Source organism: Fictibacillus sp. NPDC058756, from assembly GCF_042746035.1.
Classification (GTDB): domain Bacteria; phylum Bacillota; class Bacilli; order Bacillales; family Fictibacillaceae; genus Fictibacillus.
On the sequence record NZ_JBHYPU010000001.1, the window covers coordinates 2,775,119 to 2,797,816 of the forward strand.

The following is a 22,698-nucleotide window of genomic DNA, read 5'->3' on the forward strand; positions in this document are numbered from 1 at the left end:
AGCTGCCTTACTTGTTCCTATGCTTTTACTCTTTGTTTTTTTACCGGAATATAGATATCGATTTGCTTTTCATTGTTCATGCATCTTTCATCATACAATTCAAACTCAAGGGTCCCTTCTTGCTCATAGCCTGAATTCGGGAACCACTTTGAGTAGATCTCTACCCATGTAGACTGAATCGTTGACGGGAAGTTTTCTTCTGTTGCTTTAGGCGTTGTAAAAACAGCATACTCCTTTTCAGGAAAGCTTCTGTATGTTAAGCCTTCAGGAGCCGGTGTCCCTTCCGCCACTTCCATTCCAATGATATATACGAACTCACCTGTCGTCATGTTGTAATCTGTACAAAGCCCGAGTTCATTTCTGTTAAGAGGATTTGGTATTTTAGCTCCTAGGTTGTTTTGAATATAATGCTGCCAGAACTTTGGGATCTCACGGTTGTTTTCACCATCGATATTTCGTGTTTTCAGTTCATATCCGATAAGGTTGAACGCAGGTTTCGTAACTAATTTCATTTCCATTGAAATTCCTCCCATAAAACTGCTCATATTCAGGTAAGCTTTTTGATGAAGAGACCTCGGAATAAAAGTTGTAGTTCGGTATTGTCTAGGCGAGACACCAAAGAACTTTTTAAAAGCACGATTGAACGATTCTTGGTATTGAAATCCTATATCCAATGCGATATCGATCACTTTCTCATCAGAATTTATTAATCGGATGGCTGCATGTGTGAGCCTTCTTTTTCTCACATAATCCATGACGGATTCTCCTACGAGAAAATGAAACACTCGATGATAATGAAAAGGTGAGAAGCAAGCGAGCTCTGCAAGCTCCTCTAACGTGATCCGTTCGTTCAAATTCTCCTCGATGTAATCCAATGTCCGCTGAATACAAACCTCATATTCCATCCCTATCACCTACCCTGCTTCTATCATATCCACGAACTGCTATTCGTTCTTAACCTTTTTTGCTAACCTCTTCCTAATATGTATTGTACATGAGTTCAATCCAAAAGTTTTAGAGTTGAATCCAAAATTTTTTATATTAAATCCACGAGTTTTAGGCTTGAATCCAAAAGTTTTTGCTATTTATCCACGCAATCCTGGACACTGTAAACGTTCTCATGTACACTTTGCATCAATCAACTGCAATAGCATCCAAACAAAAAGAACTAGCACCTTAATAATGTGCTAGTTCAACTCGATTTAGAAGATCTAAGGGACTACGTAACTTTGGAAACCCTTGAATCTTGTTACTAAAATCAACAGGTAAAAACCAAGTGGCATGATAAGCTTTTAACCCTGCTTCAGCTGCACCTACTAATTCATTCGATCCACCATCGCCAATGAAAATGGCTTCTTCTGGTTTTACTCCGAGTTTCTTACATCCTATATGATAGATTTCTGGACTTGGTTTTGCGACCTTTACTTCATAAGAAAAAACAACAGCATCAAAGTATTCTTCTAGTTTACTTCTACTCCAAGAAGAGACTTCTTCTGGTGCACAATTTGATATCAAACCAACTTTCATGCCTCTTTCTTTTAGGGTTTGAAGTAATTCTAAAACTTCTGGCTTCACGTCTTGAAAAGGTATTTTCTTTGCCCACACTCTCTTTTGATGAACTTTCTCGATCAAATCAGGATCTATAGACATGCCATGAGAATTCAAGATATCTCTCAATACACTCGCATAATCAGGAAAGGTTCCGTTCATCCGCAGTTCTCTTCTACTATCCCACTCGTTTTTAAAAACCTTGGGGTCCAATCCAAGCTCATCGGTGGAATATACTGCTTTTTTCTTATTACCGTCCCACTCCGTTATAAGTGTTTCATACAGGTCGAAAAAAACTGCTTTTATCAAAAGAAAGTCCTCCTAGTTAAAAAACCTTCGCATAAACACTTGTATCTCTAAGTACGGTTGTTGATCCCATTGCTAAAGAGTCATTCCTGTGAATCCCTTCTAATGTAAAGCCTAATCGTTCAGGTATCGCAGCGCTTCTTACGTTTTTTGTGTCACATCGGATTTCGATGCGGCGTGCTTTTAATTCTTTGACTGCGAAATCAGTAATTCCTTGAACCGCTTCTGTCATATATCCTCTTCCTGCGTGACGAGAATCGATCCAATAGCCGACCTCAAACTTCGGGATGTCCCAGTCAATCCGGTGCAGACCTGATGATGCGATGAGTTCACCTGTTTCTTTTAAGAAAACGAGAAAACGCAGATCTTCTCTCTTCAAAAATTTCAGATGTGCTTCTCGTATATTTACTTCAACATCTTCTTCTGACTGATCTATATGAGCAAAGGGCAGCCATGGTTTTAGATCTTCGATAGAAGCATTGATCGCCTCAAACATTGCCTTGCCGTCACCCGGTTTCGGCATGCGGATCAGCAGTCTATCTGTTGTGAATTCTGTTGGGAAGTCTAATAGTATTGGTTTCATCGTGTTCCTCCAATTATGTCAGCTGATATGAGATAATTTATCGGGATTTGCTACCCAATATATCTTTTCAATCAAGTCGTCTTGGACATGAAGTGAAAGCACTCCATAGACCTGGCTTTCTATATACAACACGATACCAGGGTCACCGTTAACCGTTGTAAATTTGAAGGAGAAATCTTCAGTTGTTTTAGCCAAGATTCCCATATAAAAACGGGAGATTCGTTCTGCACCAAGAATCGGGAATAGGGCTGCTTTTGTTTTCCCTCCTCCGTCTGATAAAAGAGTCGCATCAACGGCTAACAAGCTTAATAGTTTACTAACATTTCCTGTAATAATCGCTGAAACAAACTGTTCAGAGAGTGCTTTTGCTTTAGCTGGCGTTAATTGATCAGATCGTCTATGATTCCCAACTGCTTTTTTCGCGCGGTGATAAATCTGTCTGCAGTTTGTACTGCTCTTCCCTACCACATCCGCAATGGCGTCATAGTCATATTGAAGAGCCTCACGCAGAAGGAATACGGCACGTTCCGTTTCTGATAGCTGTTCTAACAAAAGCAAATAAACCGTGGAAAGAGATTCCTTCATGATATAGTTTTGTGCTGGTTCTTCCTTGGAATCTATTAAAAGTGGTTCAGGAAGCCAAGGGCCTGTATATGTTTCCCGCTGTTTTTTTGCTGATTTTAGCAAATCGATACAGCGGTTGGTCACAATTTTACAGAGATAGGCTTTCGAGTTCAGAACGTGTTCTGTTGTTGTCTCACTCAGGGTAATATAGGCTTCTTGAACAATATCCTCTGCATCCTGCACACTTCCTAACATTCGGTATGCCAATGAAAATAATAAAGGACGATGTGTCGTAAATAATTGTTCCGTCTCATTCATCTTTAAGCCTCCCTCTGAACCCTTTGAACTCCATATTTCTCGATTATGGCATGCGCTGCCCTTTTACTGCTGGCAAGTGCTGCGTCCACCAACATTTCTCCATGTCCTGTTCCATCTCCTGCTATAAAGAGCCTTGGAATCTCAGGAATAGATGGACCAAAATAATGTTTGTCATCCACTGTGATGGTATCATGGACAACAGTCATTTGAGGGAGGAATTGTTGAGCAATTACGTTCTCTCTCCACCCTGGCTGCATAAGATCCATGACTTCTTCAAGCTCTTGTTTGTGAATCTTAGGATCGCAATTTTTTTCAGTTCCCAGATACTTAATAAGCTGCAGTACTACCGATCCATTATTACTTAACGTTGAAGCTCTGGAGTGATTCGAAAATAAAATGTGCTGATCCACAGCTATTGCAAAGTTATGGTTCGGATTGGGAAGATTACTTAATGCTACATCCAAACATGCTGCATAAAGCGGACGGGCCTGTTCCTTCCATTTCTGAAGCATGGTTTGTTCAGATTCTCTAACAAGTTTACACGTTTGATCTGGACCAGCAGTCACGATAACGTATGGCACTTCGACCTTTTCTCCATCTGTAAAATGGATATTCTGCATTTCTTTACACTCTATAAATGCAACGGATTTGTTTGTCAGGATATCCACACCATTTTCTTCAGCTTTCATTCTTAAATGATCTACTATCGTCTGCCATCCGCCGTCTAAATACAAGACACCTTTCATACCAAGCTGAACTTGTTTTATTACAGCACTTGCTGCTTGCCGATCTGGATCTATGCAATAGGTAGATGTCCTGCATAGTGCATAGAACACATGTCTTACCATTGGATCTTTAACCTCTGTTTCTGCCCATTTTCGCAATGTCATTGGTTTAATGGAAGCGGCATTTATTTTCCGAAGTTTCATCATTAATTTGCCAAGCTCCATTTTTCCAGACCACGATAATAATTTTGTCTTTAACATGCTGCTTAACGAATCTGGCAGTTCTAAGAGTCCATTGCACCATATGGCATATCCTTTTGTATCGGGAACATTTCCAGAAACGTTTATCTCAAGTTCCTGTAATATTTCTTCTGCTGCTCCGCCTCTATATAACGCATGACCTCCAAGGTTAAATAGTGCACCGTTTCGATTAACGGTTTGAGCCCGCCCTCCAAGTTCTTTTCCTTTTTCAAAAATAACAACAGATAGTCCTGCTTTAGCCAGGTACACTGCGGCTGCCAATCCAGAAACTCCGCCACCAATAATTGCTGCATCGTATTTATTCAATCCAATCACCACTTTCTGATTTTATAAACAAGACGAGAAAGGGTTAGGTTTTGTGACAGAGAACCAGAATTTGTTTACATAAAATTTCAAGGGGTAATGTTTTTATAAGGTAACTATTTTGATAGAAGTTACCAAATCTGCATGAAAGGAGATCACGTGATGTTATATCAAAAGATTCTCATAGCAGTTAACGGTTCAGAAGGAAGCTTTGGGGCCCTTCACAATGGCATTGAGATTGCTAGAAACACGGGTGCTGAATTAACGTTGCTCTACGTGACGAATGAGGTATCTCTTCCCTTATATGGCGGCGTTTACCCTGTAGGTATGGCTAACACGACTGTTGAAGTGAAAGAGGCTGCCATTACCGAGCAAAGTCATGGAGAAGAAATCCTGAACAAAGCACAAAGAAGAGTCGATCCCACGATAAAGACTACCTCAGCCATTCTGCATGGAGATCCGTCTGCGACAATTTGCTCGTACGCGGATACCCATAACATCGATCTCATCGTCATCGGAAACCGAGGCCATAGCGGATTTAAAAAATTATTTCTAGGCAGCGTCAGTCAAAAATTCGTATCTGACGCACACCAGCCAGTACTTGTTGCAAAATAATTAAAGCTAATACACGAAAGGAGCCCACTTTAACGAGAGTGAGCTCCTCTTTTTATTCCAGCATTTCTGTAACGGTTTGAAACGTATACCCTTGAGCCTTCAAGTCCTTGATGATTCCTCTTACTGATTTCATGGATTCTTCCCGGCTGTCATACATAACGTGCAGGAGTATGATGGATCCTGGTTTTATTTTTTCATTTACATGCTTGACGATTTTTTCTGAATCAGAGGCGATTTCCGGATAAGAATCAGGTTCAAGGTTCCAGAGAATCGTCTTTCGATCATGTTTATCCAAATAACGAGGCAGACCGATCAGCTTCTTTCCAAAAGGCGGTCTGAATTGAATCGTCCCTTCGTAACCGGTCTTTCGGATCAGTTCGTCTGTTTTCTCGATTTCGCTCTTGATAAAAGATGGCGTTTTCAAGACCATTCTTTTATGAGAATACGAATGGTTACCCAGTTCGTGGCCTGCTTTAGCAAGCTTTTTTGCTTCTTCAAAGTTCTCCTCAATTTCGCGTCCTGTAACAAAGAATGTTGCTTTTACATCTTCTTCTTTTAAAATTGATAAGATTTCATCTGTGTTTTCCGTAGGACCATCATCAAACGTTAGTGCAACTACCTTATTTGTCGTTTCTGCTTTTGTAACAAGGCCGCCGTAAAACTGAAAATCTCTTGAACTGCTGATTTTAAATAGAGTGTATGAAACCGCTAATAAAACTGCAACAGAGAGCAGGGTAATCAAAATCTTCTTTTTCATTTGTTCTCCTTTAATCGTCAAGCATGAAACTTATTACTACTCATACCTTTTTTTAAGTTGTTCGATTTCAACATAATTCACAGTCAAAAATTGTTTTACTAGCTTTTGCTTTTCTTTCTCCCATACCTTGGCTTTTTCCTCAGGATCTTGGAATTCTTTTGTCAGTTGTTGGGATAATTTGTTCTCTATTAACTTTTCGCGAATTGATTCATAGGAGTATTCTTGGTAATACTCCTCAATCGTTAAATCTAAAGCTTTTAGAAGTGATGTCAATTCTGGTGAAGTTGTCTTTTTTGCATGCTCCATTTGGAAGTTGATCGTCTTTTGAACTTCTTCATCTGAAACACTCAGCTTCTGCTTTTCTGCTTCTTGTTGAACTGCCTTATCTTTTAGAAGAGCATCAATGGCATTCAGTGTTGCTTCTTTCTTAGATTTATTCATCACATGCTCGTAAAAATAAGCGAGTTTCTTAATTTTGTGTTCCGAAAGAACTTCTTTATTCGAGATCTTTGTGTCCGCAAAAGATCGTATGTATTGAGCAAAACTTTGATCACCACGACTAGCAACCAAAATGAGCAAAATAAGTGTAACTGCTCCAAACAGAACTGTCCTTCTATCCTTCATCCACTCGCTCCTTAATAAATCGGCGTCTGCTGAATTTCGACAAAAAGTTTCAAAACCCTGCTATTTTAGAGGGAAATGCCTCCTTTTAAAGAATAACTAAACAACTGAAACTGTGCGAAAGGAGTAAATAATGAATACATTCGAACAAGACATATAAAAACGCTATCTATGCAGAGGACCTCCGGCTGCATCAATTAACTTAATAAAAACTTACGGAGGTGCAATTATGTTAAAAGATCAATCATTTGAAAGTTACTTAATAGAAAGTGAAAAGCCTTTTTTAGGGTGGGATTTTTCCTATATAACAGAAACAGGCCGGGTGAGCTACAGTTTGCTTTCTTGGTCATATGGCAGCATGGTGTTGCCACTTATTCAGAAATCCACATCCATGCTTGATATGGGAACTGGCGGCGGTGAGTTCTTATCAAAGCTGCAGCCTTTTCCGGAAAAAGTTTGTGCAACAGAAGGTTACCCGCCAAATGTTCCAGTAGCAAAAGAACGGCTTGAGCCATTAGGCGTTGAGGTATATCAAATCGGCGAAGACGACTTGCTTCCTTTTGATGATCATCAGTTTGATCTGATCATCAACAAGCATGAATCTTATTCTCCAAGCGAAGTTCGCAGAGTACTGACTGATGATGGTATTTTTGTGACACAGCAGGTTGGTGGTTCCGATTATGTAGATATTAATTATGCTCTTGGTGCCCCTGTAAATGACGAGTTTTCCCACTGGGAACTCGCTTATGCAGAGAAAGAATTACGTGAAAATGGATTCGAAATTCTTGAGGCGAAAGAGGAATTTCCGATTCAGCGCTTTTATGATATTGGGGCTCTCCTCTATTATTTAAAAGCAATACCATGGCAGGTTCCTGATTTTAAAAGTGAAAACTATATAGCTCAGCTTTATAAAATTCATGAGATCATTCAATTGAAGGGTTATTTTGACGTAAAACAGCATCGTTTCCTATTAAAAGCTAAGAAAAAATAATTAAAAAAGCTGGCTCTTTAATGGGTCCATCCCTATCAGAGCCAGCTATATTTTATTAATCTGTCCAAATCCAAAAGCAGAACTTCTTACTTCTCCACGCTCGTTACTTTCCAGCCTTTTTGGTCGACCCACTCAAGGTTTACCGTATACCTTTCACCGGGCTTTCCATCTGGACTTACTTCTGCAACTGATTTTTGAGGTCCACCACCGTTAGCGATCTTCCACACAGTCATGTTTTCATCCAGTCCTGTAGCGAGACGAATGGCTTTTAATTTCTCATTCCAATCTACGCTGCCTTCTTCGTAACTTGATGTATGTGTTCCGGTTTGAGATGTTCCAATCGGCTCGTTAATTTTAGGCTGATTAGCTGCTTGTTCTTTCTTTTTGGCATCTGCAGCTTGTTTCTTTTTCTCTTCTTCTGCTTTTTTAGCTTTTTCTTTCTTATCCGCTTCTTTTTCTGGATCTATACCGATCTCTTCAGAAGGTTCTTGTTCTTCTTCTTTTGCTGTTTGAGAAGATTCAGAGCTCTTTTCCTCATCTTCATATGCACTTTCATTGTCTGGCTGAAGTTTTACTACTTTATGTTTTGGTTCTTTGCTTTCTTTTTTAGCTGGTTCCTCTTCTTCATTGCCCATTAATAATGCATCTTTCGGCATGAACAATAGCGCTAAAAGTACTGCACTTAATGCACTGAACAGGACAACATTTCTTTTCTTTGAGCTTTTTTCTCTCTTGTTATATCTTCCCATCTATAAATCACTCCTTAAAATACGGTTCCCTCTATCTTTAAAATAAAACAAAAGAACTCCAGCTTAAGGAGTTCTATCAATTAAGAATCTCTTTTAATCACTCAACAATATTCGTCAAAATGGTATAAAAAGATGAGGGTATTAGGAGCTTTGTTAGAAATTGCTATAGAATGTTTTCTTTCTTGTTAAATGCAATCTCATCGATCTTGGCTGCAAATGCATCTGCAACTACTTGCGCACCCTTGCTGTTTAAATGAATCCCATCCATCGTAAAATGAAGTCCGCGTTCTTTTGATAACTTATCGATTCGAGCAGGATTTTTATAAAAAAGAACATCTAACATCACTCTTATTACTTTTGTGCTGATATAATCGGAACTTCTTACTGTTGAGAGGTGCTCAATAAAGATGGAATGGAGATTTAGAAAATGGACATTTGAATGTTTGGCTGAAAGGGACTCAATAAGAGAAGATAATTGTTTGATCTCTTGATTAGATGCGTTGTTGAGATCTTCACCAATGAGAGCTGGAGAAACGACTACAACTTTTTTTGAGGATGTTAAGGCGGCAGCTAGATTCTTTTCATAGTATTCTTTAAACTCATCGTGATCTTTCGCAACGGGCTGAGCCTGAACACTTAATAATTTGGAATATACATCATTAACCCCAATCCATAAGAAGGAAAGATCATTATTCTGAGCCAATTCATTTTTAGTAAGGCGTTTATCTAAACTTTTAACAGATTCACCTGGTTTTCCAAGATTAGAGAACGTACACTCTGGAAACTTTTCTTGAAGGATTTTTGCAAATGAAACCCCAGGCCGTCCTTCTGTTAAACTGTCACCAATCAATGCGATTTTCATAATCATTCCTCCTCTTTTTCTAAAAGGATTGCATGATGAGCAGCTTTCATTAAGTTGAATATCCTTATATAAAAATTATAAAGTATTTAACAATTACTGTTACGTGTATTCCCGTTAATTCATTATATTGTCACTTCTACCAATTAAAAAGACTGCCCAAATTAGGCAGTCGAAAAATATCAATTGACTTCTAAAACTACGGCCATCTCTTTACCGAACCGATCGCATTTGTCATTAAATCCTAAACTTTTATAAAGCTGATGCGCTCCTAAATTCTCTGGATGATAACCTACTACAATTCTTTTCACATTAGGCAATGTACGCATTTCTTCAATCATTAATTGTGTCGCGATTTTCCCTATCCCTTTTTTCTGATAGTTCTTATCGACCATGATCCGATAAATCCAATACCCGTCAAGCTCTTCTTCATTCGTATTAAACATGAGAAAGCCAACTGTTTTCCCTTCGAACTGAATAGATAAGGCTTTAAAGTCGGTTCAAATTTAGATTGAGCAATTGAAACGGCATTAGGCTCAATGTGACCTGCTTGTTCTTCAGAAACTTCTAACGTGCAGCATTCAAACCAATTTTCTGCGTTTAACTCCATGATCTCTACAAGATTGTTATTCATAAATTCCCCTTTTGACTGCAATTATGTATCGTCTTAACAATACCATATATTCTCAAAAAGAAGGCATATCACACAAAGAAAAACAGTGCCTTCCCGTCAATGAAAGCACTGCATTTCTACTAGTTTTATGCTACTGATTTCTCTTGTTTCGCGGCCAATCGTTTCATATCAAAACGTACTAGGATGGATACGATAAGTGCCACAACGAACAGTCCTGAGAAGAATGATAAGCTGTTTGCATATGATCCAGTTGTGTCTTTGATCCATGCTGCGAACAGTGGCCCAGCAAGACCAGCCGCTGCCCAAGCTGTTAAGATGTACCCGTGAATCGCACCAACTTGCTTTGTTCCAAACAAGTCGCCGATGTATGCTGGAATCGATGCGAATCCACCACCATAACATGTGTAAACGACCGCAAGCATCACTTGGAAAAGGATTGATGATGTTGTTTGCGGAAGCATGAAAAAGAGTGCAATCTGTAAAACAAAGAATGTCGTGTACGTGTTTGGACGTCCGATGTAATCCGAAATGGAAGCCCAGCCGATACGGCCGAAACCATTGAATAATCCAAGCACCCCAACAAGTGCTGCAGCCTCTGCTGTAGAAAGACCGATACTTTCTTGCGCAAGTGGTTTTGCAGCTGAAAGAATGGCGATTCCGCACGTTACGTTAATAAAGAGCATGATCCACAAATAGTAGAAGCGGCGAGTTTTTACAGCTTCATTTGCAGTAAGTTGAGAAAGGTCCTTCTTGATCTTCACCTTTCCACTCTCCACGTTTTCTTTAAACCCTTCCGGCAGCCATCCCTCTTCTGGTTTTTCTAAATAAAGAGAAGACAATGTCATGATTGCAAAATAGGCGATTCCTAAAATAAAGAATGTGTTAGCTACCCCAACGGACTTGATTAATGAGTCCATGATCGGGGAACTGATTGCCGCTGCGAAACCAAAACCCATGATTGCAAGTCCAGTGGCAAGTCCCCGACGGTCAGGGAACCACTTGATCAGTGTTGAAACGGGTGCGATGTAACCTACTCCTAGTCCGATTCCGCCAAGCACTCCATAAAAAATGTAGAGAAGCGGCAGAGAGCCTAAGTTCACTGCAAGCCCAGATCCGGCAATACCGATCCCAAAGAAAATCGCAGCCAGCATACCTGCTTTTTTCGGACCATGTTTCTCAACAAAATGACCCAAAAATGCAGCTGACAATCCTAAGAAAAGAATAGCGATACTGAACGTCATCTGTACTTGTGACGCTGACCACCCAAACTTATCAATTAATGGATTTGTGAAGTTGCTCCACGCATAAACAGACCCGATTGAAATATGAATACCAACAGCCGACAATGCAATCAGCCAACGGTTTTTTGTCTTTTTCATCTCGAAAATCCCCCCTAAAAAGTTAATTTTGTTAAGTATAGTTTCTTGTTACACCTAAAGCAAACAAAATAAAAAGCAACATCCAAAAGAACTTATACAGTGATAAGTCTTTTAAGAATGTTGCCTAACATCTCTACATACTCGTGCAGAGAAATCATTCATCATTATTTTATAAATAGAAAATAAGCAGATCATGCAAATTTTCCATTCAAGTTTGCAAAAGTTGTAAGCGCTTTTAATGTTATCAGATAGAACAGCAAGCCGCAATACAATTTTTTGATTTTTTTGACAAAAGAGATTTAATATGTGTTTCTTCCATTTGCACACATTTTATTTTACAGCGTTTGATCAAGTAACTCGAAAGAAATGTATCTTGGGATAGATTAAAATCGTTTGGTGTGTCCCAAAGTTCATGGAACACGTCACTTAGTATTTTTTCAGAAGCTTTTTGATCACCAGTTATTCGAAAGGCAATTTGAAATAGAAGTGTGCTGTATGAACTCACTAATTGTTTAAGAGCTTCAGGATCTTTAAACAATAATCTTTCAAGGAGCTCAGTATCTAACTCTTTTTTCAGTTTCATAACAGCATCACCCTTTTCATAGATTTATTTTACATTACCCCATAACCGCATTGTTAAACTTTTGTATAATCATTGTGCATTCTCGTTGATTAGTTTTTTGCAAGGATGACAAACCGAAGCCAAACATTGTATCTACACATGCAATTCATAAGAAAATGATCATAAAAAATATCTTTTCAGAGTGGATTCGCTTCAAAATCTAATAAAAGGTAGACAGTTTTACGTCCTCTAAGCTTGTTTTTGTCTTTCAAAACCTATATTCCTGAAATTTTTGTGAACTAACGGGTTCTCTTTTGGAGTACAAAAAGTTAAAAAACATAGAGAATCGCATATAAATTAGCAAACGAAAAAGCACTGCAAATCGCAGTGCTTTTAGCATTTTTATTGATTGCAATTGGTCAGAGCTTCATTCCGTAATCGCACCCTTTTACTTCAATAACATTTTTTTAAATAAATCTTTTTAAATATTCGCCAAATATTTTGTTCATAACTTTGGGGGTGTTTTCTAAATAAACATTAATTTGTTCAATGTTCGATTCGAATTTATCAGAGTTTCTTTCATCTGTTGGAAAATCAGATATCCCTTTAATAATAATGCATTCAACATCATTCTTCTTACAGATATAAGCAATTGCCCCCGCTTCTGTATCGGCTATTGTTATTTCGTTTTTTTTAAGTTCTAAATAGTCCTTCCACATAACTACTGCTTTATCAGCGGTGCCAATTATTCCGTTATAAAAATCATTTCCATATTTTGATAGATCAATATTAACTATGAAGGATTGTTTAATAAAAGGCTCAATTTCTTTTACTGTGCAATCATATTGAACGGCTTTATCGGGTACAAAAATATCCAAATTACTGAACTTATCATCTATTCCTGCACATGTTCCAGCAACGATTACTTTAGTTAAATTAAATTTAGAAATCATATACTGATTACCACCAACACCATTTACTTTTCTTACACCTGTACTATAAAAAACAAGTTCTGTATCATTAATTGTTCTTGTGAAATACTCGCCATATGGATAACCGAAACGTTCGTTATCTTTTATGCTAAAGTATTCCAATGTTGCTTCGTATTCCCACTTCGTTGCTATGCTTATTCCTATCATCGACTTATCACCCTACAAATATAATTTGTCACTATTGAATGTCTATACACGGTATGAATTTCATTTTTATCACTATTCTTCTTTACTCTGTTCATCAACAATTGGTTATTAATATGTAAGTATCCTTTTTTTACTAACCTGCTACCCTTTGTTGAATAAGAACAGTATATTTTTAATCTAATTATATATTCGATTTAGCCGTAGTCTAATCCTTTTCCGCCAGAATTGGTAAGTCTTTTAACAAGTGAATTCGCATACCAAATCGCAGCGTAGTTATAGTCATCCTGCTAAAAGCTATGCGAAATTGGGTGCCAATTCGAACATAAAAACCCAATAAACATTGATATAGCAACAAAAATAAGCAAGCTAATTCATATGCAAATTAGCTTGCTATTTGTATTGCTTTTTTCTGTTTTGTACTCCAAAAGAGAACCCGTTACATATATACAGTACTGCTCTAATATTATTTCTTTGACTTGTTTTCAATGGAATACTTCACACCCGCAACTGTACCGATTCCAAGCAGTGCATATTTCAATCCTTCTAATGTGGCACCCGGACTTGCTCCTCCAGATTCCCAAAAAGAATAAAGGACTCCTAACACGATAGCTACAATGGGGATATACTTATTCGACACTCGTTCCGTTTGACGAATCGCATATAAAATCACAGCCAGACCAACATACGGTGAAAAATTTGCTGCTAAACTCGCAAAATCCATGAATGTCACCTCGTTCAGTGTATTGTACTGCTTATCACAATATATTTTTATTGGTTAAATAAAAGAACAGCAGCACAATAATAAAACAGCAGCACGACATGTGATGCTGCCTTAGTTCCATTCAGTTGAAATCTTTGAAACCGTTGATCTGTATTCTTGTACAAGACATTCGACTAATCCCTTAGCAGATTGTTTTTTGCTTAATGCAGATGCCTGTCCTGCCCACATAGAAACCAACTCTTTGTTTCCCTGCCTTGCCGCTTCTTTTCTGATGTCTGATGTTAACACATGCTGGATCGGATAAGGCGGCAAGCCGACTGCGCTCTCTAAACTCAACATCATTTCGTTCTTAAATCCTCGTGCGCTTTTTCCAGAGAATGCTTGTGTTATTTTTGTATCTGTATCCTTGCTTGTTAGGATGGCTGACTTGTGAATCTCGCTTGCACCGCTTTCTTGAACGGTTAAAAATGCTGTTCCTAGCTGTACCGCTGATGCTCCCAGCGAGAAGGCCGCCGCCATCCCTCTGCCGTCCATAATCCCTCCGGCTGCGATTACAGGACATTGAACAGCATCAACGATTTGGGGAACCAATGCCATCGTGCCGATCAACGCCTCGTCTTCAACATCCAAGAAAGTTCCTCTATGGCCACCCGCCTCACTGCCCTGTGCAACGATCATATCCACACCGAGTGACTCTAGTTCTTTCGCTTCCTTTACAGTTGTTGCTGTGGCGATCACCGTAATTCCGCTTTTATGCAATTTTTCTATTAAACTAGCAGAAGGTTTATTGAACGTAAAACTTACAATTTTCACTCCCTCTTCAATCACCACGTTAAGCTGCTGTTCAAAAAGATCCTGGATATTCGGAACAGAATTGACTTCCGGAATGCCGAGCTGTTTCCGGTACTTGTTCAAATATTTCTGCATGCTCAAGATCTGCTGCTCGTTTTTTTCATAGACTTGTGGAAGAAAGAGATTCACTGCAAAAGGTTTTTTCGTTAGTTTCATAATTTGTGAGAGTACATTTCGTATATCTTCTGGTGACATATATCCAGCTCCTAATGTTCCAAGAGCACCTGCATTGCTGACCGCGGCTACCAGCTCCGGGGTTGTCGCCCCCCCTGCCATTCCTGCCTGGATAATGGGGTATTTGATGTTTAGTCTTTTACAGATCATATTTGCTCTCCTCTCCCATACTTTTTCTAAATCATATCAAAAAGAAAGAGCTTTAGTCTGTTTTGACCAAAGCTCTATTTGTATTACACGGCAATTTTTCTGTTTTCATACATTTCCTGGATCGCTTCCTCGCTCTTGCCTTCATCAAATTCATTCTCACTCTTTGAAACTACGATTGTTGCGATTCCATTTCCGATCAAGTTCACGATGGCACGTGCTTCACTCATGAAGCGGTCAACCCCGAGCAATAGAGCAAGACCTTCAACAGGAATAACCTGCATCGCTGTCAGTGTTGAGGCGAGGACGATGAATCCTCCGCCCGTAACAGCAGCAGCCCCTTTAGACGTGAGCATCAGAACTGCGATGATCGTCAGCTGCTGAGTCAGACTTAGATCGATTCCGAATACTTGCGCCAAGAAAACAACTGCCATTGAGAGATAGATCGATGTTCCATCCAAGTTGAACGAATAACCAGTCGGAATTACAAGACCAACTACTGACTTTGAGCAGCCGAACTTTTCCATCTTGTTCATCATTCGTGGAAGGACGGATTCTGAGGAGCTTGTCCCGAGTACGATTAGAAGCTCGTCTTTTATAAACTTCAAATACTTCCATAGACTGAACCCATACATTTTACAGATGATATTCAACACGATAAAGACAAAACAGAACATCGTCGTGTAGACGGCTATCATGAGTTTTCCAAGTGGAACGAGTGACTCAAGACCGTAATTTCCGATTGTAAAAGCCATCGCACCGAAAGCACCAAGCGGCGCAGCTTTCATGATATAGCCAACGATTTTGAAAAAGACGTTGAGCAGTTTTTCAAAGAACTCAATAATAATTTTTCCGCTGTTTCCGAGTGCTGTTAGTCCGACACCAAACAGGATTGAGAAAAACAGTACTTGGAGGATATCACCTTTTGCAAAAGCATCGACCATGTTGCTTGGAACGATGTGTGTGACAAACTCGATCCAGTCAATCTTTCCGCCGCCTTCTGACGTATACTGTGAAACGTCTCCTTTTTCAAGTTTATCAAAATCAAGTCCAGCACCTGGTTTGAGCACATTAACGACGATCAGACCGATAACAAGTGCCAAAGTTGTAACGACTTCAAAATAGATAAAAGCCTTTCCTCCGACTTTCCCTACTTTCTTCATGTCACCCATCTTTGCAATCCCAAGTACGATCGTTAAGAAGATAATCGGAGCGATAACCATTTTCACGGCGTTGATGAATGTATCACCAACAGGCTTCATCTGCTTTCCGACTTCCGGCCAAATCAATCCAACAAGCACACCAACTGCAATCGCAGTTAACACTTGAAACGATAAGTTCTTAAATAGCTTCTTCATGTTTGTATTTCTCCTTCCGTGATAGTGGGATTGAATTGACTGGGGTCTGTCCCGGGGACAGACCCCAGTCAATTCATACACAATTCAAAATAAAAAAAAGCGCTATCAACATTTGTAATGTTATGATAACGCTTTCAATATTTTGTTAGAATATTATGAACTTATTGGACGTTTTGGTCTTTTTGGTCTCAGATTATCTTTTAACGATTTTGTACATTAAGACATCATCGACGTATTCATTTTCACTGAATTTGAATTCCTTTACTTTGCGTCCCTCTTCAACAAAACCAAGCTTTTTATAGAGTTCAATCGCTCTTGTGTTCGTCGAAAACGTGCCTAATGAAACTTTTTCTATGATCGGATGCTCTTCTGCCCAGCGCAGCAATTCGTGGATTAACAGCTTACCAATCCCTTTATTCCTGCAGTCTTTTTTCAGCATGATTGCAAACGAACCTGTATGATGCATTCTTTTGCGCTCTTGAGATTTGAAAACGATCCATCCGACCACTTTGCCTTCTATTTCTGCCACGAACATGGTTTCTCGTTCGTGTTCAATAATCTTCTGAATCCATTCTTGGTGCTCTTCCGTAGTTTTGTTGAATTCCTCTGATACCGCAATAAAGTAATCTTTTTCTCCAACGACTTCACGCTGAATCGATAAGACAGCTTCAGCATCTTCTACTCGTACAGGTCGAATATTTGTTTTTTGTTCAGACATTATTAACCCCCCAATCGTAAATGCCACCAATATTAAATAATATCCTTTTTTCCCCATGAATCACTAGTATTTTTATTTTGTGAAATTTAGAGAAAATGCAATGAAAATCCGGCAGAGGCACTCTTATTTTTTTAATAAATAACGATTCACAGGACGGCCGATTGTCCCGTATTGGATGTCCATCTGGATACTGCCGTTCTTCACAAGATAGTCGAGGTATCTGCGGGCTGTCACACGTGCAATCCCCACACCTTCTGCCACTTCCTCGGCAGATTTCGGTATTGTTTGGGTCTTTAAAAATCCTTCGATCTGTTTTAGCGTAAGTTCATTCAGTCCCTTAGGAAGCTCAGTGGTATCTACTGCAGCCCTCTTTTCCGAAAAGAAAAGGGTATCGAGATCTTTTTGTGTAACGAATCCAGATGGTGAAAGGGCTGTGTGAAATTCTTTGTATTTTTCAAGGGCTTTTTTTATCCGTTCAAAATTAAACGGCTTGATGATATAATCAAAAGCACCGTTTTGGAGCATAGATCGTATTGTATCCAGATCATTGGCGGCGGTAATGACGATAACATCAACTTGAATTTTTTCATTTCTAATCTGCTTAAGGGTTTTCATGCCATCCAGGCCAGGCATGAATATATCGAGAACCACAAGATCAGGCTTTAATTTCCTTACTTGTTTCATGCCCTCGTTTCCGTTTGAAGCACATGATATCACTTTGAATCCTTTTACTTTTTCGATAAATGCCTTATTGATCTCCTGCACCATCGGATCATCTTCTATTAGTAATACCTTTAACTCACTCATATCTCTTCACCTCTGTCTCCCATCGGAAAAGTAATAATAAAGCTTGTCCCTTGATTCTCCTGGGATGCGATTTCCATTTCACCTTTTCCTTTTTCAACGATCTGCTGAACTAAATATAGACCGATGCCTGATCCGTTCTCGCCTTTGGTAGTGTATCCTCTTTCGAATATGTGCTTCTTAACGTCTTCTTTCATCCCAGATCCGTTATCTTCTACTAAGAGAGCACATACATCAGAATTTTGCTCGATGCTAATATCAATTCTTGCATCTGGAATTCCCTCTACGGCATCAAAGGCATTTTCAATTAAATTCCCTAAGATCGTTACAAAATCGTGCTGATCGAGATGTTCCGGGAATGATGCAAACCAGCTCTCACTGTCGATAATAACCTCGATTCCCAGTTCTTTTCCACGTCCCACTTTACTTAACAAAAGACCTGCTAAACTATCATTTTTTATCCGCTGGTTTAAAAACTTTGTAAGTATTCCTTTTTCTTCTGATACTTGAAAAACGTATTTCATCGCTTTTTTAAATTTACCGAGCTGAAGCAGCCCAGCAATGGTATGCAGCTTGTTCATATGTTCATGGTTCTGAACCCTTAGTGCTTCAACGAACGCTTTTACACCCGTTAGTTCTTCTGCCATTCTCGCAACTTCCGTACGATCCTGGAAAATGGCTACGGCACCGACAATCTGGCCGTTCACTTTAATCGGAACCCGGTTACTCATGATCACTTTTCCCTTGACCCTAATCTCTTGATTATAGACAGGGCGGCTGAGTTCGATGATTTCTGGCAAACGAGTATCTGGAATCACCTCTCGGATCGGCTGTCCCACCACATCCCCTGAAACATTAAATATTTGCTTGGCTTTTTCGTTAAAAATGGAGATGTGCTCCTGGATATCAATCGCAATGACACCTTCATGCATGGAATGGAAGGTAGCTGTTCGCTCTTCCAGCATACGGACGATCTCATGCGGTTCCAGATAAAACATCTGCTGTTTCAGATGCCGTGCCAAGAACCACGCACCAATGATTCCAAACGAAAGCACAAGCAAAAGAATCAGCGTCATCTCATCTTTCAAATCATGAAATTCTTCGTTAAATCCAGGTATAACGTGACCAACTGCAACAACACCGATCTGCTCCAGGTTTTCATTTTTGATCGGAACAAAAGCTCTTACCGCTGTACCCATCTCTCCTTTTGCTTTAGAGATAAATGTATGATCTGCAAAAGCAGCGCTCTCGTCTTTTCCTTTTGATTCAGTACCTAGCATTTCTTTTACGGGATGAGAATAACGTATACCATCCATATTCATGACAACAATATAGTCTGCCTCATTGATCACTCGTATTTTCTCAACGACGGGTTCTATCGTTTCCCAGCCTTCTTTTTCTTGTATATGGGCTTTCACCTCTGGAAGCTGTGCAACAGTTCGAGAAGTTATCATCGCACGTTTGCCGAGTTCTTCTTCTTGTATATCTAGAATCTTTCCGATGATTACGATACCACCGATGAGAATGGCGTAAAATACGATTCCAAAGGTGAGTATCATGATTTTTGTCCGAATAGGCAATCGTTTCATCGTCATTTCCCAGCTTCCTCCCTTAATCCTGACCTTATTGTATCATTCTAGTCCTCATATGTTAGACTATTTAAAAAATGACGGATTCGGGGTTTAAAGGGATGAAAGCGTTCTTAAGTGTTGCGTTATTATTATTTGTTGGCCTGGCTGTATCCATCTGGATTGGATTTCATACGAAGTTTTCAGAAGACACTCTGCCATTTGATGACGATCAAAAAGGGATTAAAGACCAAGTCGTGATCAAGTTCAGTCATGTGGTTGCAGAGAACACGCCTAAAGGATTGGCGGCACAGCGATTTGCAAAGCTTGTTGATGCGAAGTCAGATGGCAGAATAAAAGTTGAAGTTATTCCAAACGGCGGGCTATATTCGGATCAAGAAGAACTCGAAGCCTTAGAACGCGGAGATGTTCAGATGATCGCACCTGCCACAACAAAATTGAGCACCTTCTCTCCCAAGTTTCAGGTACTCGATCTTCCCTATGCTATGCCTACACGTAAAAGTATTATTGAAGTCTTAAACGGTGAGATCGGTAAAACGCTCCTTCAGTCTATTGAAAAAGGCAACATGAAAGGTTTGACGTTTTGGACAAACGGCTTTAAGCAGATTACAACGAATGATGGACCTCTTTTACAGCCGTCCGATTTAAATGGACAAACTTTTCGCATCATGCCAAGCCCTATTTTAGAGAGACAGTTTCAACTTTTAAACGCCAAAGCTGTCGGGTTAGACTTCAATGAGACTTATAGATTGCTTGAATCAGGGAAGCTGAACGGTGAAGAGAATACGATCTCAAACATTTATTCAAAAAAGTTCTTTAACGTTCAAAGTCATTTAACTATCAGCAACCACGGATTTTTAGGTTATGCGTTAATCATGAACGAAGACTTTTGGAAGGGACTATCAAAAGGTCAGCAAAGAATCCTCAGCGAGTCTTTAAAAGAAACAACAAAGTGGAATCAAACGCATTCGTTTGAGATGAATGAAGAGCAGCTTAGCTTGATAGAAAAGCAGTCTGATATCGAGATCTATCACCTGACTGAAGAAGAAAAAAGGAACTGGGCAGCATATTTTGAGCCTGTTTACAAAGCATTTGAAGAAGAGATTGGTACAGAGTTGATTGAACAAATAATGAAAGTACGTACCAAACATTCTGATCTTTAGGCATGACTAAGAGGCGCTGATTCTAATTAGAAATCAGCGCCTTAGCTGTATAAAAATCTTACTGGATCCCCTTCTGAAGGAATCGTAGACTTGTAATCTTAATAGTCATTTACTTCCACACCAAACACTTCAATCAAGGTGACTGCCTGTTCAGGTGAGATGATGGCACCCCGCAGATCATCTTCCTTCACATGTATGAATGAAAATTGGCATCTGCTCAGATCTACATTTTTTAATGACGTGTCTGAAAACTGCACCTCTTGAATCGTTGAAGTCCCAAGTTGAAAGTTGTCCAGCTTTGCTTCGATGAAATTTGCTTCTTTTAACAAGCAATTATCGAATCGAACATCTCTAAGCTCAGTAAGACTAAATAAGGAATATGGAGCAGGACAGTCGATAAATTGAACATCCCGCAGAATCGCTTCATCAAAATCCGCACCTACCAGCTTGCATTCAATAAATTCCACACGGTTAAATCGTGCACCGTTTAATTTCACGTTCGACAGATCACATTTTTCAAAAACAACATCATTCCATGCTGAGAAGGGTAACTTCGAATCTGCCAAGTTGACACCTTTTACATGAACTTCATTAAATTGCACGTGCTTTGCATCAAATGTATCAATAGGTGTATCAATCTTTACCATTTCGAATGAGTCTCCATCACCCAGCCTGCTTATCTCTAAGGTTTCCAAGTTTTCAGGAAGATCCGGTTTATTAATAGACCTTATTTTGTTTTTCAATTCCTTCACCTCTTTTCACGGTTTTCTCTTTTCGTCTGTTTCGACACAACTTGCATATTCCCTCTGACAAGACACTATCACTGCAGACTTATATTATAAAAGTTCCGTTTCTTTCAATTCCCGATTAACGACTAGGCAATTCTAACTGCTTTTTCTTGATAAATAGTTCGTTCCTTAGTAACTAGGTTGATATTTTACAAGTCTGTAAAATGAAGTTAATGAAATGATTGGAAAATAAAAACAGTTAAAAAAGCTTTTAAAGAAAATAAAATAATGGAGGCGTTGATGATGAAAAGAAGGCATGGAAACAAGAAGTTTCTTTCTCTTTTTTCTGTAGTCATTGCTTTGGTGATCAGTACACTAGCATTCATACCTACTCTTCAGGCGGCCGGTGATGGTTCCTGGACAAGTCCGTACTCTGTTTCTCAAGCCCTATCCAATCAAAACAATAGCATCAAAACGGTTCAAGGGTATGTTGTCGGGCAGCCTACTGCTACCAATACGGTTGTGACGAGCAACTATCCGAACGACTATGCACTCGCACTCGCGGACAGTGCATCTGAAACAAACACTGCCAACATGGTGTATGTACAAATCCCTTCATCGTTCCGTTCAGAATTCGGCTTGCAATCGAATCCAAGCTTAAAAGGACAATCGATTAAAGTTACCGGGAACTTAACCGCTTATTTTTCACACCCCGGCTTAAAGAACGCAACTGCGATGGAAAAAGTAACGGGCTCTGATCCCGGTGATCCAGGGGATCCAACTGATCCGCCAGCGTATGACGATTCTTATTATGATTCAGCCAGAGGAAAAACAGGTGCAGCTTTAAAAACTGCTCTGCACAACATCATCGACGATCACACTGAACTTACCTATTCAGAAGTTTGGGAAGCATTAAAAGACACAGACGAAGATCCAAACAACAGCAGCAACGTAATCTTGTTATATACAGGTCGTTCCCAAAGTAAAACAACGAACGGAGGCGATGTGAACGACTGGAATCGTGAACACGTCTGGGCAAAATCTCACGGTGATTTCGGTACGACGATGGGACCTGGTACAGACATTCACCACCTTCGTCCGACCGATGTGACGGTAAACAGTTCAAGAGGCAACCTTGATTTTGACAATGGTGGCACACAGCACTCTGAAGCACTTGGAAACTATTATGACAGTGATTCGTGGGAACCGAGGGATGCGGTAAAAGGCGACGTTGCACGTATGCTGTTCTACATGGCTGTTCGTTATGAAGGAGACAGCGGCGAACCGCAGCTAGAGCTAAACAACAACGTAAATAACGGAACGGCTCCATATCACGGTAAAATGTCTGTGTTGCTTCAGTGGCATTTAGAAGATCCGGTTGATAATTGGGAACGCAACCGCAATAACATCATCTATAACGATTATCAGCACAACCGAAATCCTTTCATCGATCATCCCGAATGGGCTGAGGAGATCTGGTAAAAGAAAGGGTTAACAATTGAATTTCATATAAAATAAAAAAACGCTTGG

Annotated in this window: 23 protein-coding genes and 1 pseudogene; 4 read left to right on the plus strand and 20 right to left on the minus strand. The window is 39.5% G+C overall.

Annotated elements, in window-relative coordinates:
• Nucleotides 1-17 precede the first annotated feature (17 nt).
• From ACFW35_RS14265 to ACFW35_RS14285, 5 genes are all read right to left on the minus strand, one after another.
• Entirely contained in the window at nucleotides 18-905 is an 888-nt protein-coding gene (locus tag ACFW35_RS14265) for an AraC family transcriptional regulator (RefSeq protein WP_379846616.1), read from the minus strand.
• A 271-nt stretch (nucleotides 906-1,176) separates the two neighbouring features.
• A complete protein-coding gene (locus tag ACFW35_RS14270) occupies nucleotides 1,177-1,857 on the minus strand; it encodes an HAD family hydrolase (protein WP_379846617.1) in 681 nt (226 codons plus the stop codon).
• A 16-nt stretch (nucleotides 1,858-1,873) separates the two neighbouring features.
• Complete coding sequence (locus ACFW35_RS14275) at nucleotides 1,874-2,437, minus strand: GNAT family N-acetyltransferase (protein WP_379846619.1); 564 nt, start codon at nucleotides 2,435-2,437, stop codon at nucleotides 1,874-1,876.
• Nucleotides 2,438-2,455: 18 nt separating this feature from the next.
• Nucleotides 2,456-3,319, minus strand: a complete 864-nt coding sequence (locus ACFW35_RS14280) for an RNA polymerase sigma-70 factor (RefSeq protein WP_379846620.1) — start codon at nucleotides 3,317-3,319, stop codon at nucleotides 2,456-2,458.
• A gap of 2 nt (nucleotides 3,320-3,321) precedes the next feature.
• Nucleotides 3,322-4,611, minus strand: a complete 1,290-nt coding sequence (locus tag ACFW35_RS14285; RefSeq protein ID WP_379846622.1) for a phytoene desaturase family protein — start codon at nucleotides 4,609-4,611, stop codon at nucleotides 3,322-3,324.
• Nucleotides 4,612-4,770: 159 nt separating this feature from the next.
• Between ACFW35_RS14285 and ACFW35_RS14290 the strand changes: the two genes are divergently transcribed.
• Complete coding sequence (locus tag ACFW35_RS14290) at nucleotides 4,771-5,223, plus strand: universal stress protein (protein WP_379846623.1); 453 nt, start codon at nucleotides 4,771-4,773, stop codon at nucleotides 5,221-5,223.
• Nucleotides 5,224-5,275: 52 nt separating this feature from the next.
• Here the strand turns inward: ACFW35_RS14290 and ACFW35_RS14295 are convergent, their stop codons facing one another.
• Nucleotides 5,276-5,980, minus strand: a complete 705-nt coding sequence (locus ACFW35_RS14295) for a polysaccharide deacetylase family protein (RefSeq protein ID WP_379846625.1) — start codon at nucleotides 5,978-5,980, stop codon at nucleotides 5,276-5,278.
• A gap of 36 nt (nucleotides 5,981-6,016) precedes the next feature.
• Nucleotides 6,017-6,604 carry a SurA N-terminal domain-containing protein gene (locus ACFW35_RS14300; RefSeq protein ID WP_379846626.1) on the minus strand — a complete coding sequence of 196 codons (588 nt, stop codon included), beginning with the start codon at nucleotides 6,602-6,604 and terminating at the stop codon, nucleotides 6,017-6,019.
• A gap of 226 nt (nucleotides 6,605-6,830) precedes the next feature.
• On the opposite strand from ACFW35_RS14300, the gene ACFW35_RS14305 reads away from it, so the two are divergent.
• Nucleotides 6,831-7,592 (plus strand): class I SAM-dependent methyltransferase, encoded by a 762-nt coding sequence (locus ACFW35_RS14305; protein WP_379846628.1) that lies wholly within the window; start codon nucleotides 6,831-6,833, stop codon nucleotides 7,590-7,592.
• A gap of 86 nt (nucleotides 7,593-7,678) precedes the next feature.
• On the opposite strand, the gene ACFW35_RS14310 is transcribed toward ACFW35_RS14305, so the two are convergent.
• The 12 genes and pseudogenes from ACFW35_RS14310 to ACFW35_RS14365 all read right to left on the minus strand — a co-directional run bounded on the left by ACFW35_RS14310 (nucleotide 7,679) and on the right by ACFW35_RS14365 (nucleotide 19,277).
• Nucleotides 7,679-8,341 (minus strand): YrrS family protein, encoded by a 663-nt coding sequence (locus ACFW35_RS14310; RefSeq protein WP_379846629.1) that lies wholly within the window; start codon nucleotides 8,339-8,341, stop codon nucleotides 7,679-7,681.
• Between the two features lie 163 nt (nucleotides 8,342-8,504).
• Complete coding sequence (locus tag ACFW35_RS14315) at nucleotides 8,505-9,203, minus strand: SGNH/GDSL hydrolase family protein (RefSeq protein ID WP_379846631.1); 699 nt, start codon at nucleotides 9,201-9,203, stop codon at nucleotides 8,505-8,507.
• A 179-nt stretch (nucleotides 9,204-9,382) separates the two neighbouring features.
• Nucleotides 9,383-9,834 (minus strand): annotated as a pseudogene (locus tag ACFW35_RS14320) (GNAT family N-acetyltransferase).
• Nucleotides 9,835-9,959: 125 nt separating this feature from the next.
• Nucleotides 9,960-11,213, minus strand: coding sequence for an L-lactate MFS transporter (locus ACFW35_RS14325; RefSeq protein WP_379846632.1), 1,254 nt, complete (start codon nucleotides 11,211-11,213; stop codon nucleotides 9,960-9,962).
• 244 nt (nucleotides 11,214-11,457) lie between these two features.
• Nucleotides 11,458-11,796 (minus strand): RNA polymerase sigma factor, encoded by a 339-nt coding sequence (locus ACFW35_RS14330; RefSeq protein ID WP_379846634.1) that lies wholly within the window; start codon nucleotides 11,794-11,796, stop codon nucleotides 11,458-11,460.
• Nucleotides 11,797-12,242: 446 nt separating this feature from the next.
• Complete coding sequence (locus ACFW35_RS14335; RefSeq protein ID WP_379846635.1) at nucleotides 12,243-12,914, minus strand: permease; 672 nt, start codon at nucleotides 12,912-12,914, stop codon at nucleotides 12,243-12,245.
• Between the two features lie 463 nt (nucleotides 12,915-13,377).
• Nucleotides 13,378-13,635, minus strand: a complete 258-nt coding sequence (locus ACFW35_RS14340; RefSeq protein ID WP_379846637.1) for a hypothetical protein — start codon at nucleotides 13,633-13,635, stop codon at nucleotides 13,378-13,380.
• Between the two features lie 111 nt (nucleotides 13,636-13,746).
• On the minus strand, nucleotides 13,747-14,811 hold the full coding sequence (locus ACFW35_RS14345) for an NAD(P)H-dependent flavin oxidoreductase (protein ID WP_379846638.1): 1,065 nt from the start codon (nucleotides 14,809-14,811) through the stop codon (nucleotides 13,747-13,749).
• A gap of 83 nt (nucleotides 14,812-14,894) precedes the next feature.
• Nucleotides 14,895-16,166: a C4-dicarboxylate transporter DctP gene (dctP, locus tag ACFW35_RS14350; RefSeq protein WP_379846640.1), complete on the minus strand. Its 1,272-nt coding sequence runs from the start codon at nucleotides 16,164-16,166 to the stop codon at nucleotides 14,895-14,897.
• Nucleotides 16,167-16,359: 193 nt separating this feature from the next.
• A complete protein-coding gene (locus ACFW35_RS14355) occupies nucleotides 16,360-16,884 on the minus strand; it encodes a GNAT family N-acetyltransferase (protein WP_379846641.1) in 525 nt (174 codons plus the stop codon).
• Nucleotides 16,885-17,007: 123 nt separating this feature from the next.
• Complete coding sequence (locus ACFW35_RS14360; RefSeq protein ID WP_379846643.1) at nucleotides 17,008-17,691, minus strand: response regulator; 684 nt, start codon at nucleotides 17,689-17,691, stop codon at nucleotides 17,008-17,010.
• Nucleotides 17,688-19,277 (minus strand): ATP-binding protein, encoded by a 1,590-nt coding sequence (locus ACFW35_RS14365; RefSeq protein WP_379847517.1) that lies wholly within the window; start codon nucleotides 19,275-19,277, stop codon nucleotides 17,688-17,690. Before ACFW35_RS14365 ends, ACFW35_RS14360 begins: the two co-directional genes overlap by 4 nt.
• Before the next feature lie 101 nt (nucleotides 19,278-19,378).
• Between ACFW35_RS14365 and ACFW35_RS14370 the strand changes: the two genes are divergently transcribed.
• Nucleotides 19,379-20,440: a DctP family TRAP transporter solute-binding subunit gene (locus ACFW35_RS14370; protein WP_379846644.1), complete on the plus strand. Its 1,062-nt coding sequence runs from the start codon at nucleotides 19,379-19,381 to the stop codon at nucleotides 20,438-20,440.
• Nucleotides 20,441-20,538: 98 nt separating this feature from the next.
• Here ACFW35_RS14370 and ACFW35_RS14375 read toward each other — a convergent pair whose 3' ends face one another.
• Nucleotides 20,539-21,183, minus strand: a complete 645-nt coding sequence (locus ACFW35_RS14375; RefSeq protein WP_379846646.1) for a pentapeptide repeat-containing protein — start codon at nucleotides 21,181-21,183, stop codon at nucleotides 20,539-20,541.
• Between the two features lie 285 nt (nucleotides 21,184-21,468).
• Between ACFW35_RS14375 and ACFW35_RS14380 the strand changes: the two genes are divergently transcribed.
• On the plus strand, nucleotides 21,469-22,650 hold the full coding sequence (locus ACFW35_RS14380; RefSeq protein WP_379846648.1) for an endonuclease: 1,182 nt from the start codon (nucleotides 21,469-21,471) through the stop codon (nucleotides 22,648-22,650).
• The last annotated feature ends 48 nt before the right edge of the window (nucleotides 22,651-22,698 follow it).

Bases quoted from the DNA above. Each gene is read 5' to 3' on its own strand.
- ACFW35_RS14290 (WP_379846623.1), top strand. From the start codon at position 4,771: ATGTTATATCAAAAGATTCTCATAGCAGTTAACGGTTCAGAAGGAAGC.
- ACFW35_RS14325 (WP_379846632.1), bottom strand. From the start codon at position 11,213: ATGAAAAAGACAAAAAACCGTTGGCTGATTGCATTGTCGGCTGTTGGT.
- ACFW35_RS14310 (WP_379846629.1), bottom strand. From the start codon at position 8,341: ATGGGAAGATATAACAAGAGAGAAAAAAGCTCAAAGAAAAGAAATGTT.
- ACFW35_RS14340 (WP_379846637.1), bottom strand. From the start codon at position 13,635: ATGGATTTTGCGAGTTTAGCAGCAAATTTTTCACCGTATGTTGGTCTG.
- ACFW35_RS14355 (WP_379846641.1), bottom strand. From the start codon at position 16,884: ATGTCTGAACAAAAAACAAATATTCGACCTGTACGAGTAGAAGATGCT.
- ACFW35_RS14275 (WP_379846619.1), bottom strand. From the start codon at position 2,437: ATGAAACCAATACTATTAGACTTCCCAACAGAATTCACAACAGATAGA.
- ACFW35_RS14365 (WP_379847517.1), bottom strand. From the start codon at position 19,277: ATGAAACGATTGCCTATTCGGACAAAAATCATGATACTCACCTTTGGA.
- ACFW35_RS14300 (WP_379846626.1), bottom strand. From the start codon at position 6,604: ATGAAGGATAGAAGGACAGTTCTGTTTGGAGCAGTTACACTTATTTTG.
- ACFW35_RS14380 (WP_379846648.1), top strand. From the start codon at position 21,469: ATGATGAAAAGAAGGCATGGAAACAAGAAGTTTCTTTCTCTTTTTTCT.
- ACFW35_RS14280 (WP_379846620.1), bottom strand. From the start codon at position 3,319: ATGAATGAGACGGAACAATTATTTACGACACATCGTCCTTTATTATTT.
- ACFW35_RS14305 (WP_379846628.1), top strand. From the start codon at position 6,831: ATGTTAAAAGATCAATCATTTGAAAGTTACTTAATAGAAAGTGAAAAG.
- ACFW35_RS14330 (WP_379846634.1), bottom strand. From the start codon at position 11,796: ATGAAACTGAAAAAAGAGTTAGATACTGAGCTCCTTGAAAGATTATTG.
- ACFW35_RS14315 (WP_379846631.1), bottom strand. From the start codon at position 9,203: ATGAAAATCGCATTGATTGGTGACAGTTTAACAGAAGGACGGCCTGGG.
- ACFW35_RS14335 (WP_379846635.1), bottom strand. From the start codon at position 12,914: ATGATAGGAATAAGCATAGCAACGAAGTGGGAATACGAAGCAACATTG.
- ACFW35_RS14370 (WP_379846644.1), top strand. From the start codon at position 19,379: ATGAAAGCGTTCTTAAGTGTTGCGTTATTATTATTTGTTGGCCTGGCT.
- ACFW35_RS14265 (WP_379846616.1), bottom strand. From the start codon at position 905: ATGGAATATGAGGTTTGTATTCAGCGGACATTGGATTACATCGAGGAG.
- ACFW35_RS14345 (WP_379846638.1), bottom strand. From the start codon at position 14,811: ATGATCTGTAAAAGACTAAACATCAAATACCCCATTATCCAGGCAGGA.
- ACFW35_RS14360 (WP_379846643.1), bottom strand. From the start codon at position 17,691: ATGAGTGAGTTAAAGGTATTACTAATAGAAGATGATCCGATGGTGCAG.
- dctP (WP_379846640.1), bottom strand. From the start codon at position 16,166: ATGAAGAAGCTATTTAAGAACTTATCGTTTCAAGTGTTAACTGCGATT.
- ACFW35_RS14295 (WP_379846625.1), bottom strand. From the start codon at position 5,980: ATGAAAAAGAAGATTTTGATTACCCTGCTCTCTGTTGCAGTTTTATTA.